Origin of the sequence: Streptomyces sp. NPDC007901 (genome assembly GCF_042959465.1) — a bacterium.
Taxonomy (GTDB): Bacteria; Actinomycetota; Actinomycetes; order Streptomycetales; family Streptomycetaceae; genus Streptomyces.
Map to the genome: position 1 here is coordinate 72,319 of NZ_JBIBKW010000013.1, position 13,482 is coordinate 85,800.

Annotated in this window: 12 protein-coding genes; 4 read left to right on the plus strand and 8 right to left on the minus strand. The window is 72.2% G+C overall.

The features are described from left to right. Positions 1–10: 10 nt before the first annotated feature. Genes ACFZDK_RS35095 through ACFZDK_RS35125 form a run of 7 tightly spaced genes read right to left on the minus strand, consistent with a single transcriptional unit; the run spans position 11 to position 6,910 of the window. On the minus strand, positions 11–1,126 hold the full coding sequence (locus tag ACFZDK_RS35095) for an acyl-CoA dehydrogenase family protein (protein WP_390978242.1): 1,116 nt from the start codon (positions 1,124–1,126) through the stop codon (positions 11–13). Then, a complete protein-coding gene (locus ACFZDK_RS35100) occupies positions 1,123–2,343 on the minus strand; it encodes an acyl-CoA dehydrogenase family protein (RefSeq protein WP_390978244.1) in 1,221 nt (406 codons plus the stop codon). The genes ACFZDK_RS35095 and ACFZDK_RS35100 overlap by 4 nt, the downstream gene beginning before the upstream one ends. Positions 2,344–2,355: 12 nt before the next feature. Continuing rightward, on the minus strand, positions 2,356–3,504 hold the full coding sequence (locus tag ACFZDK_RS35105; protein WP_390978246.1) for a thiolase family protein: 1,149 nt from the start codon (positions 3,502–3,504) through the stop codon (positions 2,356–2,358). Continuing rightward, a complete protein-coding gene (locus tag ACFZDK_RS35110; RefSeq protein ID WP_390978248.1) occupies positions 3,501–3,932 on the minus strand; it encodes an OB-fold domain-containing protein in 432 nt (143 codons plus the stop codon). The genes ACFZDK_RS35105 and ACFZDK_RS35110 overlap by 4 nt, the downstream gene beginning before the upstream one ends. A 10-nt stretch (positions 3,933–3,942) precedes the next feature. Then, positions 3,943–4,854: an SDR family oxidoreductase gene (locus ACFZDK_RS35115; protein ID WP_390978250.1), complete on the minus strand. Its 912-nt coding sequence runs from the start codon at positions 4,852–4,854 to the stop codon at positions 3,943–3,945. A 2-nt stretch (positions 4,855–4,856) separates the two neighbouring features. After that, the gene (locus tag ACFZDK_RS35120; protein WP_390978252.1) at positions 4,857–5,588 is read right to left on the minus strand and encodes a hypothetical protein; all 732 of its coding nucleotides are present in this window, start codon (positions 5,586–5,588) and stop codon (positions 4,857–4,859) included. Next, positions 5,588–6,910 (minus strand): phenylacetate--CoA ligase family protein, encoded by a 1,323-nt coding sequence (locus ACFZDK_RS35125; RefSeq protein ID WP_390978254.1) that lies wholly within the window; start codon positions 6,908–6,910, stop codon positions 5,588–5,590. The genes ACFZDK_RS35120 and ACFZDK_RS35125 overlap by 1 nt, the downstream gene beginning before the upstream one ends. A gap of 173 nt (positions 6,911–7,083) precedes the next feature. On the opposite strand from ACFZDK_RS35125, the gene ACFZDK_RS35130 reads away from it, so the two are divergent. The 4 genes from ACFZDK_RS35130 to ACFZDK_RS35145 all read left to right on the plus strand — a co-directional run bounded on the left by ACFZDK_RS35130 (position 7,084) and on the right by ACFZDK_RS35145 (position 12,123). Next, positions 7,084–8,163: an amidohydrolase family protein gene (locus ACFZDK_RS35130; protein WP_390978256.1), complete on the plus strand. Its 1,080-nt coding sequence runs from the start codon at positions 7,084–7,086 to the stop codon at positions 8,161–8,163. A gap of 92 nt (positions 8,164–8,255) precedes the next feature. Beyond that, the gene (locus ACFZDK_RS35135; RefSeq protein ID WP_390978258.1) at positions 8,256–10,589 is read left to right on the plus strand and encodes a GNAT family N-acetyltransferase; all 2,334 of its coding nucleotides are present in this window, start codon (positions 8,256–8,258) and stop codon (positions 10,587–10,589) included. Then, positions 10,586–11,560, plus strand: a complete 975-nt coding sequence (locus ACFZDK_RS35140; RefSeq protein ID WP_390978260.1) for an LLM class flavin-dependent oxidoreductase — start codon at positions 10,586–10,588, stop codon at positions 11,558–11,560. The genes ACFZDK_RS35135 and ACFZDK_RS35140 overlap by 4 nt, the downstream gene beginning before the upstream one ends. Positions 11,561–11,610: 50 nt before the next feature. Next, positions 11,611–12,123, plus strand: coding sequence for a hotdog domain-containing protein (locus ACFZDK_RS35145; RefSeq protein WP_390978262.1), 513 nt, complete (start codon positions 11,611–11,613; stop codon positions 12,121–12,123). Here ACFZDK_RS35145 and ACFZDK_RS35150 read toward each other — a convergent pair. After that, complete coding sequence (locus ACFZDK_RS35150) at positions 12,117–13,268, minus strand: acyl-CoA dehydrogenase family protein (RefSeq protein ID WP_390978264.1); 1,152 nt, start codon at positions 13,266–13,268, stop codon at positions 12,117–12,119. The genes ACFZDK_RS35145 and ACFZDK_RS35150 overlap by 7 nt on opposite strands. Between the last annotated feature and the right edge of the window lie 214 nt (positions 13,269–13,482).

Sequence of the window (13,482 nt, forward strand, 5' to 3'; positions counted from 1 at the left end):
GCCGGCCGGTTCAGATCCCCAGCCGGTCCAGCAGCCGCTCGTGGTAGACCGCCGGTCCCCCGAAGAGCAGTTGCGAGGACTTGGCCCGCCGGAAGTACAGGTGGGCGGGGTGCTCCCAGGTGAAGCCGATGCCGCCGTGCACCTGGATGTTCTCCATGGCCACGCTCAGGTACGCCCGGGAGCAGCAGGCGTGCGCCACGGCCGCGGCCACCGGGAGGTCCGCGGCGCCCTCGGCGGCCAGCAGCGCCGCCTCCCGTGCGGCCGCCTCCGCCAGTTCCACCTGGACGAGCATGTCGGCGCACTTGTGCTTGACCGCCTGGAAGGAGCCGATCGGCCGGCCGAACTGCTGCCGGGTGCGGGCGTACTCCGTACTCGCCTCCAGGCACCGGCGTGCCCCGCCGGCCTGCTCGGCGGCGAGCGCGACCGTGGCGGTGTCCAGGACGCCGGCCATCACGCGCCCGCCGGCTCCCTGCACGCCGACGAGTACGGCCGGCACGGCGTCGAGGGTCAGCCGGGCCATCGCCCGGGTGGCGTCCAGGGTCTCCATCGGCTCGGCCGCCACGCCGACGGAAGCGCGGTCCACCGCGAAGAGGGAGGGTCCGGCGACCGTGCGGGCCACGACCAGGAGCAGATCCGCCGTCGTACCGTCGACGACGAAGCACTTGCGGCCGGTCAGCCGCCATCCGCCGTCCGCGTCCGGTACGGCGCGCGTGGAGATGAGGGCGGGGTCCCAGGAGCCGTGGTCCTCGGCGACGGCGAGGGTGGCTGTCGTGGTCCCGGCCGCGATGCCGGGCAGGTGGCGGGCGCAGGCATCCTGGTCGCCCGAGGCCAGCAGGGCCTGGGCGGCCAGCACGACGGTGGCGAAGAAGGGCGCGCAGAACAGGGCGCGGCCCATCTCCTCCAGGACGACGCCGAGTTCGACCGCTCCGAAGCCGTCGCCGCCGTACTCCTCGGGGATGGCGAGCGCGGGCAGCCGCAGCTGGTCGGCGGCCTGGGCCCATACGTCGGGGTCGAAGCGCGGTTCGCTCTCCATGAGCTTGCGTACGGCCTCCTCGGGCGACTTGGTGTCGAGGAACTCCCGTACGGCGGAGCGCAGTTCGCTCAGTTCCCGGTCGTCGGCGGTCATGCGCGCACCTCCTTGGGCAGGCCGAGGACGCGTTCGGCGAGGATGTTCTTCATGATCTCCTCGGTGCCGCCGAGGATGCGCAGGGCCGGGGTGGCCAGGAGCAGTTCGGTCCAGGCGTACGTGCCCCACTGGCCGGTGTCCGCGATCGCGCGCGGTCCGAGCACGTCGGCGATGAAGTGGGCGGCCCGGGTGAGGTTCTGACCGTACATCAGCTTGGACACGGACATCTCGGGGCCGGGTGTCACCCCGGCGCGGAGCCTGCGCAGGGCCCGGTTGTTGAGGTGCTGGGTGGCCATGGCGTCCACGAGGAGTTCGGCGAGCCGGCCGCGCAGGGCCCGGTCGTCCCAGGTCCAGGTGGCCCGCATGAGCGCCGACAGCCGGTCCGGGGAGAGTGCGGCGGCGACCGGTCCCGCGCCCTCGCTGCCGACGGTGGCGCGTTCGTTCATGAGGGTGGTCAGGGCGACGGTCCAGCCGCCGTCGACCTCGCCGAGGCGGTGGCCGTCGGGGACGCGGACGTCGGTGAGGAACACCTCGTTGAAATCGGCGCCGCCGGTCATCTGCCGCAGGGGGCGGACCTCGACGCCCGGGGCGTCCATGGGGACCAGGAAGGCGGTGATGCCCTGGTGCTTCGGGGCCTTTGGGTTCGTCCGGGTGAGAGCAAGACCGATGCTGCTGTGCTGGGCGACCGACGTCCACACCTTCTGCCCGTTGAGCACCCAGTCGCCGCCCTCACGCACCGCCTTGGTGGCCACGCTCGCCAGATCGGAGCCCGCGCCGGGCTCGCTGAACAGCTGACAGGCGATGGCGTCGCCCCGGTACATCGCGGGCAGCCAGCGTTCCTTGATCGGGGGCTGGGCGTGGGCCAGGATCGTCGGGCCGATCATGCCGAGGCCGATGACACTGAGCACGCCGGTGTCGGGGACGGTGTACTCGGACTCGATGGTGTCGTAGAGCAGGTCGTGGACGGGGGTCAGGCCCCGGCCGCCGTACTCGGGCGGGCCGGTGATCCAGCCGAGGCCGTTCTCGTGGCGGACACGCTGCCAGGCCCTGGCCCGGTCCACCTCCGCCCGCTCCTCCTCGGGCGGCAGGCTGCTGAAGTAGGCCATCGAGTCGTCGCCCTCGCCCCAGGTGAAGGCGGTGCGGTCGGGGGTCTTCGTCGCGTGCGCGTCCAGGAAGCCGCGCACGTCGGCGGCGAAGTCCTGCATGTCTTGGTCCATTGGGGGCTCCGGTCAGGTGGACAGGATCGTCACCGCCGACACGCCCGGCGCGCCGTACAGGTGGGTGTAGCCGACTCGGGGGGTGCCGGGGATCTGCCGGGATCCGGCGGTGCCGCGCAGTTGGAGGACGATCTCGTGGATCTGCCGCAGTCCGGACGCGCCGATGGGTTCGCCGTTGCCGAGCAGGCCGCCGTCGGTGTTGACCGGGAGCCGGCCGCCGATCTCGGTGGCGCCCTCGGCGATCAGGCGTTCCTGCTCGCCGTCCTTGCAGAGGCCGTTCTCGGCCATGTGGATGATCTCCGACCCGGCGTCGGTGTCCTGGAGCTGGGCGACGTCGACGTCCTCGGGGCCGATGCCCGCGCGTTCGTACGCCTCCCGGGCGGCGTCCACCGTCGGGCTCTGGACGACGTCCCCGACCGGGAAGGAGGGGCTCTGCACCTCGAAGGCGCCGAGCCGGCGGCTGCGCAGGGCGGTGGCGCGGATCCGTACCGGCGTCGAGGTGTACTTGTGGGCCTGGTCGGCGCGGCACAGCACGACGGCCGCCGCGCCCTCGTCCGGGCCGCAGTACATGTACTGCCGGAGCGGGTGGTTGAGCACCGGCGAGGCGAGGATCTCCTCCTCCGAGAGAGGCGTGCGGCGCCAGGCCTTGCCGTTGCCGGCGGCGTTGCGGAAGTTCTTCGCGGCCACCCGGGCGAGCGTCCGCTCGCCGATGCCGTGGTCGTGCATGTAGCGGTTGATCTTCATGCCGAAGAAGTGGGTGGTGAGGAAGAGCCCGGTCTGTCCGTACCAGGCGGGGATGCCGGCCACGGACGGGTCTGCGGCGAACGCGCCGCGCGGGTGCTTGTCCATGCCGATGGCGATGGTCAGGTCGTGTTCTCCGGTCTCGATGGCACGGGCGGCCAGCGCCACCGCCGTACCGGCCGTGGCGCAGCCGTTGAACACCCCGCGCAGCGGCAGGCCGGTCAGGCCGAGGCGGGCCACGATCGCGTCGGGATTGGCCACCTCGTAGCTGCCGATGCAGCCGCCCTGGATCTGCGGCCAGGTCACTCCCGCGTCGGCGAGCGCGAGGCGGACCGCGTCCGCGCCCATGTCCATGGCGGGCTTCCCGGGGAACCTGCCGAACGGGTGGAGTCCCACCCCGATGATGACGGCCTCGGTCACGATGTCCTCTCCTCGTCCGGGGCGAACGCGAACGTGATGACCTCGGTGCCGTCCTCGCGCACGGTGTACGGCACGAGGGTCAGCCGCATGGCCTGGCCGATCCTGAGCCGCGCGGGGTCGGGTTCGGTGAGGCGGGCCTCGACGAGCAGTTCGCCGGGCAGCTCGACGTATCCGACGGTGTACGGCTCGAAGTCCTCGGGGCCGTCGTACGGCGGGGAGGGCGGCGGGAAGTTCTGGGTGGTGTACGTCCACAGGGTGCCGCGGTCGGCGAGCAGTCGTTCCTTCGTCTCGGTGCCGGCGCAGCGCACGCAGTCCGGGGCGGCGGGGAAGCTCACCAGTCCGCAGGAGGAGCACTCGGATCCGATCAGGCGCGGAGTGTCGCCCGCCGTGAACAGACCTTCGGCGACCGGGATCTGTCGGGCCGTCATGTTGGCCATCTCAGGCGCCCTTCCGGTTGCCGAGCGCGTCCGCGTTGGGGGCCGCCTTGGCCACCAGGTTGGGGACGGCCGAGGTCAGCTCGTCCTGGGTCCAGCGGGATTCGGCGCTCGCCGTGGGACCGCCCACCCAGCCCTCCAGGACCGTGACGCGGTTGCCGACGACGCCGAAGACGCGGCCGGTGACCTCGCGGGAGGCGGCGGAGCCGAGCCACACCACCAGCGGCGAGATGGCCTCCGGGGTGAGGTCCTGGCTCGTCGCGGCCTCCCGCATCATCTCGATGTCGTCGGTAAGCCGGGTGAGCGCGGTCGGCGCGATGGCGTTCACCGTCACGCCGTAGCGGGCGAGTTCGGCCGCCGCGATGACGGTCAGGCTCGCGATGCCCGCTTTGGCCGAGCCGTAGTTGGACTGGCCGGGGTTGCCGAAGACGCCGGAGGGGGACGTCGTGTTGATCACGCGGGCGTCGTTGCTCCGGCCGGCCTTGGCCCGCTCGCGCCAGTGGGCCGCGGCGTGGTGCAGGGTGGCGAAGCTGCCCTTGAGATGGACGGCGATCACGCTGTCCCAGTCCCGCTCGGTCATCGACACGATCATCCGGTCGCGGAGGATCCCGGCGTTGTTGACCAGCACGTCCAGGCCGCCGTAGGTGTCCACGGCCTGCCGGACGAGGCGGCCGGCTCCCGCCCAGGACGCGATGTCGTCCGTGTTGGCGACCGCCTCGCCGCCGGCGGCGAGGATCTCGTCCACCACGGCCTGCGCGGGACCCGCCGAGGCGCCTGCCCCGTCCCGTCCCCCGCCGAGGTCGTTGACCACGACCTTGGCTCCCTGCGCGGCGAAGGCCAGGGCATGCGCCCGGCCGATGCCGTTCCCGGCGCCGGTGACGACCACCACCCGGCCGTCGACCACTGCTTCGGACATCCTCAACTCCTCGGTGACGAAGACGAATCGGCCTCGGCGAGCAGCACCCGCGGGTCCTCGCTGCCGCATGCGCAGCGGCCGCCCGCCACGCGCCCCCGGATGCCGAGCGGGGTCTCGGCCAGCGGCGAGGTGCGCGACTCCCCCGCGGCCACGTGCAGTTCCCCGTCCCGCTCGCCGACGCGCCACTCGGCGGCGTTGACGTGCGCGCCGCCGCGCTCGGGGCACTCCAGGGCGAGGGCCGGTCCGACGGCGGCCAGCACACACGCGGGCACCCCCGCGCGGCGCAGCACCGGTACGGCGGCGGGCCGGGCCAGCACGACCCGCGTCGGGCGGAACATCTCGCCGATGTCGGCGGTGCCGGACAGCCCTTCCAGCGTCTCCGCGGACAGGCCGATCACCGCGTCCGGGTGGAGTTCGCGGTGGAAGACCGTGGTGCGGCGGTGGTCCCAGCCCATCGCCTCGGCGATGCCGTAGGTCACCCGCAGGGTGCACAGGGCGCCGATCACCGCCTGCCCCCAGAAGCCCTCGAAGCCCGACGCGGTCAGCAGGGCCCGTTGCCCGGGCGCCAGGCCGTGCCCGCGCAGCCGCTCGGTGGCCCAGGCCGTGTCACGGGCGAGTTCCGCCCAGGTGAGTTCGGTCTCCCGGATGCCGGCGGGGGTGGGGAAGCGGACGAGGTAGGCGAGTTCGGGCCGTTCCAGTTCCCGGGCGTGGGCGAGGGTGTCGGCGCGGGCCATCAGTTCTTCACCACCCGGGGGAACTTGGCGACGCTGGTCATGGTCTGCAGCAACTCCTCTTCGGTGCGCAGGTCGAGCACCGGTTTGACCCCGGTCCGCTCCCGCACGGCCTCGATCAGCCGTCCGGCCAGCGCGTCGGGATCGCCGGTGAGGTGGGGGTCGTATCCGACCCGGAGTCGCAGTTCGTCGACCTCGCGTCCCTGCCGGACGATCTGGAACACTCCGGCGACCGTCTCCGGCTGGTCCTCCACCGCCTGCCAGATGTCCCGCAGCACGACCGCCCGGCCGCGCACCACGGTCTCGTCGCCACGCCGGCCGGCCACCCACATCCGGGCGTGGGTGCGCCCGCAGCCGCAGGTGTCGCGGGAGAGCCGGACCAGGTCCTCGCTGCGGTAGCGGATCAGGGGTGCGGCGCGGTTGTCGAGGTCGGTGGCGACGAGTTCTCCGAGGTCGCCCTCGGCGGCGTCGTGCCAGCCGTCCTCCGTGACCTCGACGCACTCGGGGAAGACGGTGTCCTCCCACAGGTGGAAGCCGTCGTGCTCGCGGCACTCCCAGGCCGTGCCGGTGTCGGCGGCGCTGGTGTACTCGTAGACGTCGATGCCCCAGTCGTCGCGGATCCGGGCGCGCATTCTGCGGCTGAGCGGCTGGCCGGCGCAGGAGGCGCCCTTGAGGGACGAGAAAGCCTCCCGCAGGTCCGTGCTCTCGGCCAGCCGTTCCAACTCCACCATCTGCGGATACATCATCTGGAGATAGGCGGGGCGGTAGGTGCGCAGGGCGTCGACGACCTCCTGCATCTTCCCCATCCAGGTGTCGACCTCGATGACCACGGCGCCCAGTGCCTGGTAGCCGGCGTCCATGAGGTTGCGGAAGGTGCCGGGCGGGCTGAGCACCCGGTCCCCCGGCCGGAGGCCGAGCTCCCACAGGTCCCGCACCTGTGCGGTGACCAGGGGCGGGGCGCCCTGCCAGATCTCGGCGAAGAACTCCGGGTCGCCGGTGGTGCCCGAGCTGGAGGAGACGGAGGTCAGTTGCTCGACGGGGACGCAGAGCAGCCCCCCGAAGGGGTCGCCGGTGCGGGCCCGGTGGGCGCGGACCATGTCCTTGGTGATGAACGGCACCCGGTCCCGGAAGTCCTCCAGGCAGCGGATGTCGCGGGGGTGCACCCCGTGTCCGTCCCACAGCTCGCGGTAGAAGGCGGAGCGGCCGTAGGCGTACTCGACGAGCTCCAGGACCTGTTCCTCCTGCCGCGCCTCCAGGCGGTCGCGCGGCATGGTCTCCACCAGCGGCTCGAAGTACCTGTCAGCGGTGTCCCGATCACCGGCCATGGCGCCTCCTCGCGGCTCAGCTGCCCAGATCTTCCAGCTATCAGCGCAATCAGTCAACCAATTCGACTGATTCAACGATCGACCTCGATCTCGACCCCGTTCACGTCTTCCCTCCGCACACTCGCCCACCTAAAATAGCTAACTGATTGCATCCATTCAGTCGAAGGAGCGCCATGACCAAGCTCTGGGTCAACTCAGGGGACTCCCATGTGATGGAACCCGCCGACCTGTGGACCGAGGCGCTGCCGCCCCGGCTGGCCGCCCGGGCGCCGCGCAGCGAGCGCGGCGAGAAGTACGAGGTGCTCTACATCGACGACCAGCGCGTCGACCGCCAGCTCGGCGACTTCATGGACGCCATGCGGCCGCCGGGCGCCTGGGACCTGAAGGTCCGGCTGAAGGACCTCGACCAGGAGGGCGTGTGGGGCCAGCTGGCCTTCCCCTCCATGGGGTTCTGGCTGGTCTCCATCACCGACCGCGAGCTCGCCCGGGAGACCGTGCGCGCCTGGAACGACTGGGCCTACGACGAGGTCCTGTGCAGGAACAAGCGCGTCATCACCCCCGCCTGTGTCTCGACCGCGAACATCGAGGACGCGGTCAAGGAGGTTGAGCGGGTGGCCGAACTCGGCTTCCAGGCGGTGTTCCTGCCCTGCTCGACCCGGCCCGGCGAGGAGTACGCGCTCGACCGCTGGGAGCCGCTGTGGACGGCGGTGGAGCGGGCCGGCCTGGTGCTCGGCTTCCACATCGGCACCGGCGGCGAGACCGTCGTCTTCCGCGGCCCGGGCGGCGCGGTGGTCAACTACATGGAGACCACCTATCCGGGCATGCGGGTGATCTCCCACATGGTCGCGGGCGGCGCCCTGGACCGGCATCCGAACCTGCGGATGCTCATCGCGGAAGGCGGCGCGGGCTGGGTGCCGGCCATCGGCGACCGCATGGACGAGGCCTACCGCCAGCACGGCATGTTCGTCCGCCCGAAGCTGAGCCGGCTGCCCAGCGAGATCATCAGGCAGCAGGTGTACGCCTCCTTCCAGCACGACAAGAGCTCGGTGGAGATCGTCGAGTCCACCGGCTACCGGAACGTGATGTGGGGCGACGACTACCCCCACCTGGAGGGCACCTACGGCCACACCCAGGCCACGCTGCACGAGCTGTTCGACGGGGTGCCGGACGACATCCGCGACCGGGTCACCCGCGGCACCTTCGACGAGCTGTTCCGCCTGCCGGAGCAGACTCCCCAGGAGGCGGCCGTCTGAGCGGCACCACCCCCGGGGCCGCTCCCCCCTACCCCGAGGACCTGGAGCGGCCGGGACTCGTGCGGACGGGCCGGTCGACGTTCGTCCGGCCCGTGCGGCCCGAGGACGCCGACCGGCTGGTCGCCTTCGTCGCCGGCCTGTCCCGGCAGACCCTCGCCTACCGCTCCCTCGGACCCGTGGTCCGGGTGCGCGACGACGTCATCCGGCGCGGCGCGCACGTGGACTACCTCAACGAACTGGCGCTGATCGCCCTTGCGGGAGACGACATCGCGGGGCTCGTGCGCTATGTCCGCGACCCCCAGGAGCCGGAGCACGCCGAGGTCACCTTCACCATCCGCGACGACCACCAGAGCGAGGGCTTCGGCAGGCTGCTCCTGGAGCACATCGCGGCGGCGGCCCGCGCCCGCGGCATCCGGGTCCTGGAGGCCGACGTCCTCGCGGACAACACCCGGATGATCAACGTGTTCCTCGGCTCCGGCTTCCGGGTCGAGGCCGGACCGCCCGGCCAGATCATCCACTTCGAGATCGCCGTCGACCCGCAGGCCCAAGCCCTCGCTCGGGCCGAGCGCCGCGAGCAGACCGCGGTACGGCGCTCCCTGCGGCCCCTGCTCGAACCGCGGTCGGTCGCGGTGATCGGCGCCAACCGCGAGCCGCTGACGATCGGCCACGAGATCGTGGCCAACCTGCGGCGTGGTGGCTTCACCGGCGGCGTGTTCCCGGTCAACCCGCACGCCGGACAGGTCGCCGGGGCACGGGCGTACGCGGATGTCCGCGACCTTCCCGAGGCACCGGACCTGGCCCTGGTCGCCGTCCGGGCCGAGGCCGTGCCCGAGGTCGTACGGGACTGCGCCGAGGCCGGGGTCAAGGCGGTGGTCGTCGTCTCCAGCGGCTTCGGCGAGACCGGTCCCGCCGGCCGGGCCGCGGAGCGCGAACTGGCCCGGTTCGCGCGGGCGTCCGGGATGCGGCTGGTGGGACCGAACTGCATGGGCGTGGTCAACACGACGCCGGCCGCGCGGCTCGCCGCGACCTTCTCCCCCGCCCTGCCGGCGCCCGGCCGGGTGGCGATGTCCAGCCAGTCGGGGCCGCTCGGGCTCGCCGTACTCGACCACGCCCGAAGGCTCGGGCTCGGCTTCTCCGGCTTCGTGTCGGTCGGCCACGCCGTGGACGTGTCCACCAACGACCTGCTCCGGTGGTGGGAGGAGGACCCGGCCACCTCCGTGATCCTGCTGCACGTCGAGACGTTCGGAAATCCGCGCCGCTTCGCCCGGATCGCCCGCCGTATCGCGCCCCGCAAGCCGATCATCGCCGTCCACCCGGGCGGCTCTGCGGACTCGGCGGTGAGTTCGCTGTTCGCGCAGTCCGGGGTGATCCGCACCCGCGGTCTGCAGGAACTGTTCGACGTGGCCCTGCTCCTCTCCCACCAGCCCCCGCCGCCCGGCGACCGCGTCGCGGTGATCACCAACGCGGGCGGCCCCGCGGCGCTGACGGTCGGCGCCTGCACGGCGAACGGCCTGCGCGTGCCCCCGCTCGGCGAGCGGACCCGGCAGCGGCTGAGCCCGGTTCTCGCGCCCGGCGCCGAGATCGGCAACCCCGTCGACCTCACCCCGACGGCGACCGCTGCCCACTACCGGCAGGCCCTGGACGCCGCCCTCGCCGACGACGGCATCGACGCCGCGATCGTCCTGTTCATGCCGCCGCTGACGGACAAGCCCGACGAGGTGGCGTCGGCCATCCTCGACGCCGCCGCCGCGGTGCCCGAAAAGCCGGTGGTGACCAGCTTCCTGGGCAGCGCGGGCATCACCGGCCCGCTGCGCCGGGACGGGCTGGCCGTACCGTCGTACACCTTCCCGGAGGCGGCCGCCGCCTCGCTCGGGCATGCGGCGGCCTACCAGGCCTGGCGCTCCACCGCCGCGGGCGTCGTCCCCGACCTGCCGGGAATCGACGTCGACCGGGCGCGTTCCCTGCTCACCGGAATCAGCGAAGGCACCGGCACGGCGGCCGAACTGCTCGCCGCCTACGGCATCCCCGTCCACGACCCCGGCCCGGGCCCGGGTCCCGACGCGTTCCTGTCCGTCGGCTCCGACCCGGTCTTCGGCCCGGTCATCTCCTTCGGCCTCACCGGCGGATACGCCGACCTGATGGCGGACGTCGCCCACCGGGTCACCCCGCTGAGCGACCGCGACGCCCGGGAGATGGTCCGCTCGCTGCGGGCGGCTCCGCTGCTGGAGGGCAGGGCGGGCGCACCCGGCGTGGATCTGGCCGCCCTGGAGGAGACGGTGCTGCGGCTGTCGGCGATGGTCGAGGACCTGCCCGAGACAGCGACCCTTGACCTGCGTCCCGTACGACTGCTGCCGCCCGGCGCCGGGATCGCGGTGACCCACGCGACGGTCCGCCTGGCGCACGACACCCCTGGAGGTTCCCGGTGAAGGTGGGTATCTACTTCGACCTGCGCAATCCCCCGCCCTGGCAACAGAACTGGTCCCGGCTGTACGGCTTCGCGCTGGAGATGTGCGAGGAGGCGGACCGGCTGGGCCTGGACTCGGTGTGGTTCTCCGAGCACCACGGCTTCGAGGACGGCTACCTCCCCCAGCCCCTCACCATGGCCGCCGCGGCCGCGGCCCGCACCCGCCGATTGCGCCTGGGCACCGCCGTCGTGGCCGCGCCCCTGCACGCGGCCCCCGAGATCGCCGAACAGGCCGCCCTCGTGGACATCCTCAGCGACGGCCGCCTGGATCTGGGGCTGGGCACCGGCTACCGGGTCCCCGAGTACCGGCTGTACGGCGCGGACCTCGGCAAGCGCTACACCACGACAGATCAACGAGTGCGGGACATACGGGAGTTGTGGGCCTCGGGCCGGGTCACCCCCGTCCCGCTCCAGGACCCGCTGCCGATCTGGCTCGGCTACCAGGGCCCGCAGGGCGCCCGGCGGGCCGGGCGTCTCGGCACGGGTCTGCTCTCGCTCGACCCGGCGCTCCTCGCGCCGTACCGCGAGGGGCTGGCCGAGAGCGGGTACGACGGGGAGGCGGCCCGGATGCAGGGCTCGTTCACCACCTTCGTCACCGAGGACCCGGAGGCCGACTGGCCCGTGGTGCGCGGACACCTCTCGTACCAGTGGGACAGCTACCGCCGCTACATGGTGGAGGGCACCGACCGGCCCGTGCCCCGCCCCATCGACCCCGACAGGTGGCGGGAGACGGGGCTCGCCGCGACCGGCGTCGGCCAGTTCCTCTACGGCACGCCGGAGACCGTCGCCGAGGCCATCAGGTCGTATGTGAAAGGCCTGCCGGCCGAGGGGGTTTTCCTGTGGGCGTCCCTGGCCGGCATGCCGGAGGACATGGTGGCCCGCCAGGTCCGGCTGATCGCGGGAACACTGCGCCCGCTGCTGGCCGATGTCTGACGTGCTTACGTTCTGAAGTGTGCAGGCGTTCTGATGCGAGGAGTTGCGCGATGTCGACAAGATCCGGAGCCACGGAGGCGGCGGCCTCGGAGTTCCATGAGCCGCCGCGTACACCCGGCGGCGTCGCTCTGTGCGGTGCCTGTCGCGGTGCCGGTTCCTGCCGCCTGGGAGTCGAGCGGGAGCGGCTGGACGAGGACGGCGTGGCCTGGTTCGACCTCAGCTGCCCGCCCGATCAGGAGGGTGGCCCGAACGTCGCGCACGGCGGCTGGACGGCGGCCGTGCTGGACGACTGCCTCGGTCATCTTCCGCTGCTGCACCGGGTGTTGAGTGTCACGGCCGAGCTGACCGTGAGCTTCGTCAAGCCGGTGCCTGTGCGGCACCCGCTGCGCGTGCGGGCCTGGGTCGAGCGGCGGGAGGGCTCCCGCTGGTACATCGCGGGCGAGATGGTGCTGCTGCCGACGCGCGCCGTACTGGCCCGGGCCTCCGGGATCTGGGTCACCCGGGACCAGGGCCATTTCGCACGGCACGAGCGCTGGCTCGCGGAGCAGGAGGAGGCTCAGTAGCCGCGCAGGCCCATGGTGCGGGCGATGCCGTTGCGCTGGATCTGGCTGGTGCCGCCGGAGATGGTGGCGACGATCGACTCCCGGTAGCGGAAGCTCATCACGCTCTCCGTGGAGAAGCCGTGCCCCGCGCACACCTGCATGCCGAGCCGGGCGGCGGCCACATAGGTCTCCGACCCCTTCAGCTTGGCCATCGAGCCCTCCCGGGTGCAGGGTCTGCCCTGGGCGAGCAGCCAGGCCGCGCGGTAGGCCAGCAGCCGGGCCGAGTCGATCTCGGTCTGCAGGTCGGCCATGGCGTGGGCGAGGACCTGGAAGTTGCCGATCGGACGTCCGAAGGCATGCCGGGTGCGGGAGTACGCCAGCATCTCGTCCAAGGTGGCCTGGGCGGCGCCGAGATACCCGCCGCTGATGATCACCTTCTCCAGCTCGATGTTGGAGAGCATCACCTTCCAGCCCTCGTCACGGGGGCCGACGAGGTTCTCCTTGGGCACCCGGACGTCGTTGAGGAACACCTCGTTGGTGCCCAGGATGTGCCGGGCCAGGGTCGGCGTCCGGCGCACCTCGACGCCCTCCGTGGTCGGGTCGACGAGGAGGAGGCTGATCCCGCCGTGCTTGGGTTCGCGGGGCCCGGTGCGCACATAGGTCGCGATGGTGGTGTGGGGCAGCCCGGCCCCGGTGCACCAGGCCTTCTGGCCGCGCACCAGGAAGTGGTCGCCGTGGTCCTCGGCGCTGGTGCGCAGCGCCGCCGCGTCGGACCCGCTGTCCGGCTCGCTGAGGCCGACGGCCAGCCGGTGGCGGCCGGTCATCACCTGCTCGCGGATGAAGCGGCGCTGCTCCTCGTCCCCCCACCGGAACACGGTGATGCCGGGGATGAGCACCCCGATGTAGCACATGGCCACGTCGAAACTGGCCCGCCCGAGTTCCTCGGCTATGAGGATCAGCTCCAGCGGGCCACCGCCGTCACCGCCCTCCTCCTCGTCGAAGGGCAGCGAGAACCAGCCGAGGTCGGCCATGCCGCGGAACAGCTCGGGCGGTACGACACCTTGCTCGTCCCACTCCTTGGCCTTCTCTGCGGGGCACACGTCGGCGACGAACTGCCGTGCCGTCGCGCGCAATAGATCCTGCTCGTCGGTCAGTCCGAAGTCCACGGCCACCCCTGAGAACGATCAGCGAATTCATCTATCTAATTTCACTATGTTAGTTGATTCAGGTCGGGACACATAGAGGTCACCGCGACCGCGTACGCGACGGTCGACGTCGCTGCTGTTGTCGCCGAGGGACGCGAGCAGTAGCGCGGGCGGAAGCCCGGCGGGCGACCACCGTTCAGGACCACCTGAAGGACGTGCCGCCGGGCCCTGGGTG

What these genes read in the sequence shown, in the direction of transcription:
- ACFZDK_RS35095 (WP_390978242.1), bottom strand. Translation starts at nt 1,126, where the DNA reads ATGACCGCCGACGACCGGGAACTGAGCGAACTGCGCTCCGCCGTACGG.
- ACFZDK_RS35100 (WP_390978244.1), bottom strand. Translation starts at nt 2,343, where the DNA reads ATGGACCAAGACATGCAGGACTTCGCCGCCGACGTGCGCGGCTTCCTG.
- ACFZDK_RS35110 (WP_390978248.1), bottom strand. Translation starts at nt 3,932, where the DNA reads ATGACGGCCCGACAGATCCCGGTCGCCGAAGGTCTGTTCACGGCGGGC.
- ACFZDK_RS35115 (WP_390978250.1), bottom strand. Translation starts at nt 4,854, where the DNA reads ATGTCCGAAGCAGTGGTCGACGGCCGGGTGGTGGTCGTCACCGGCGCC.
- ACFZDK_RS35120 (WP_390978252.1), bottom strand. Translation starts at nt 5,588, where the DNA reads ATGGCCCGCGCCGACACCCTCGCCCACGCCCGGGAACTGGAACGGCCC.
- ACFZDK_RS35125 (WP_390978254.1), bottom strand. Translation starts at nt 6,910, where the DNA reads ATGGCCGGTGATCGGGACACCGCTGACAGGTACTTCGAGCCGCTGGTG.
- ACFZDK_RS35130 (WP_390978256.1), top strand. Translation starts at nt 7,084, where the DNA reads ATGACCAAGCTCTGGGTCAACTCAGGGGACTCCCATGTGATGGAACCC.
- ACFZDK_RS35145 (WP_390978262.1), top strand. Translation starts at nt 11,611, where the DNA reads ATGTCGACAAGATCCGGAGCCACGGAGGCGGCGGCCTCGGAGTTCCAT.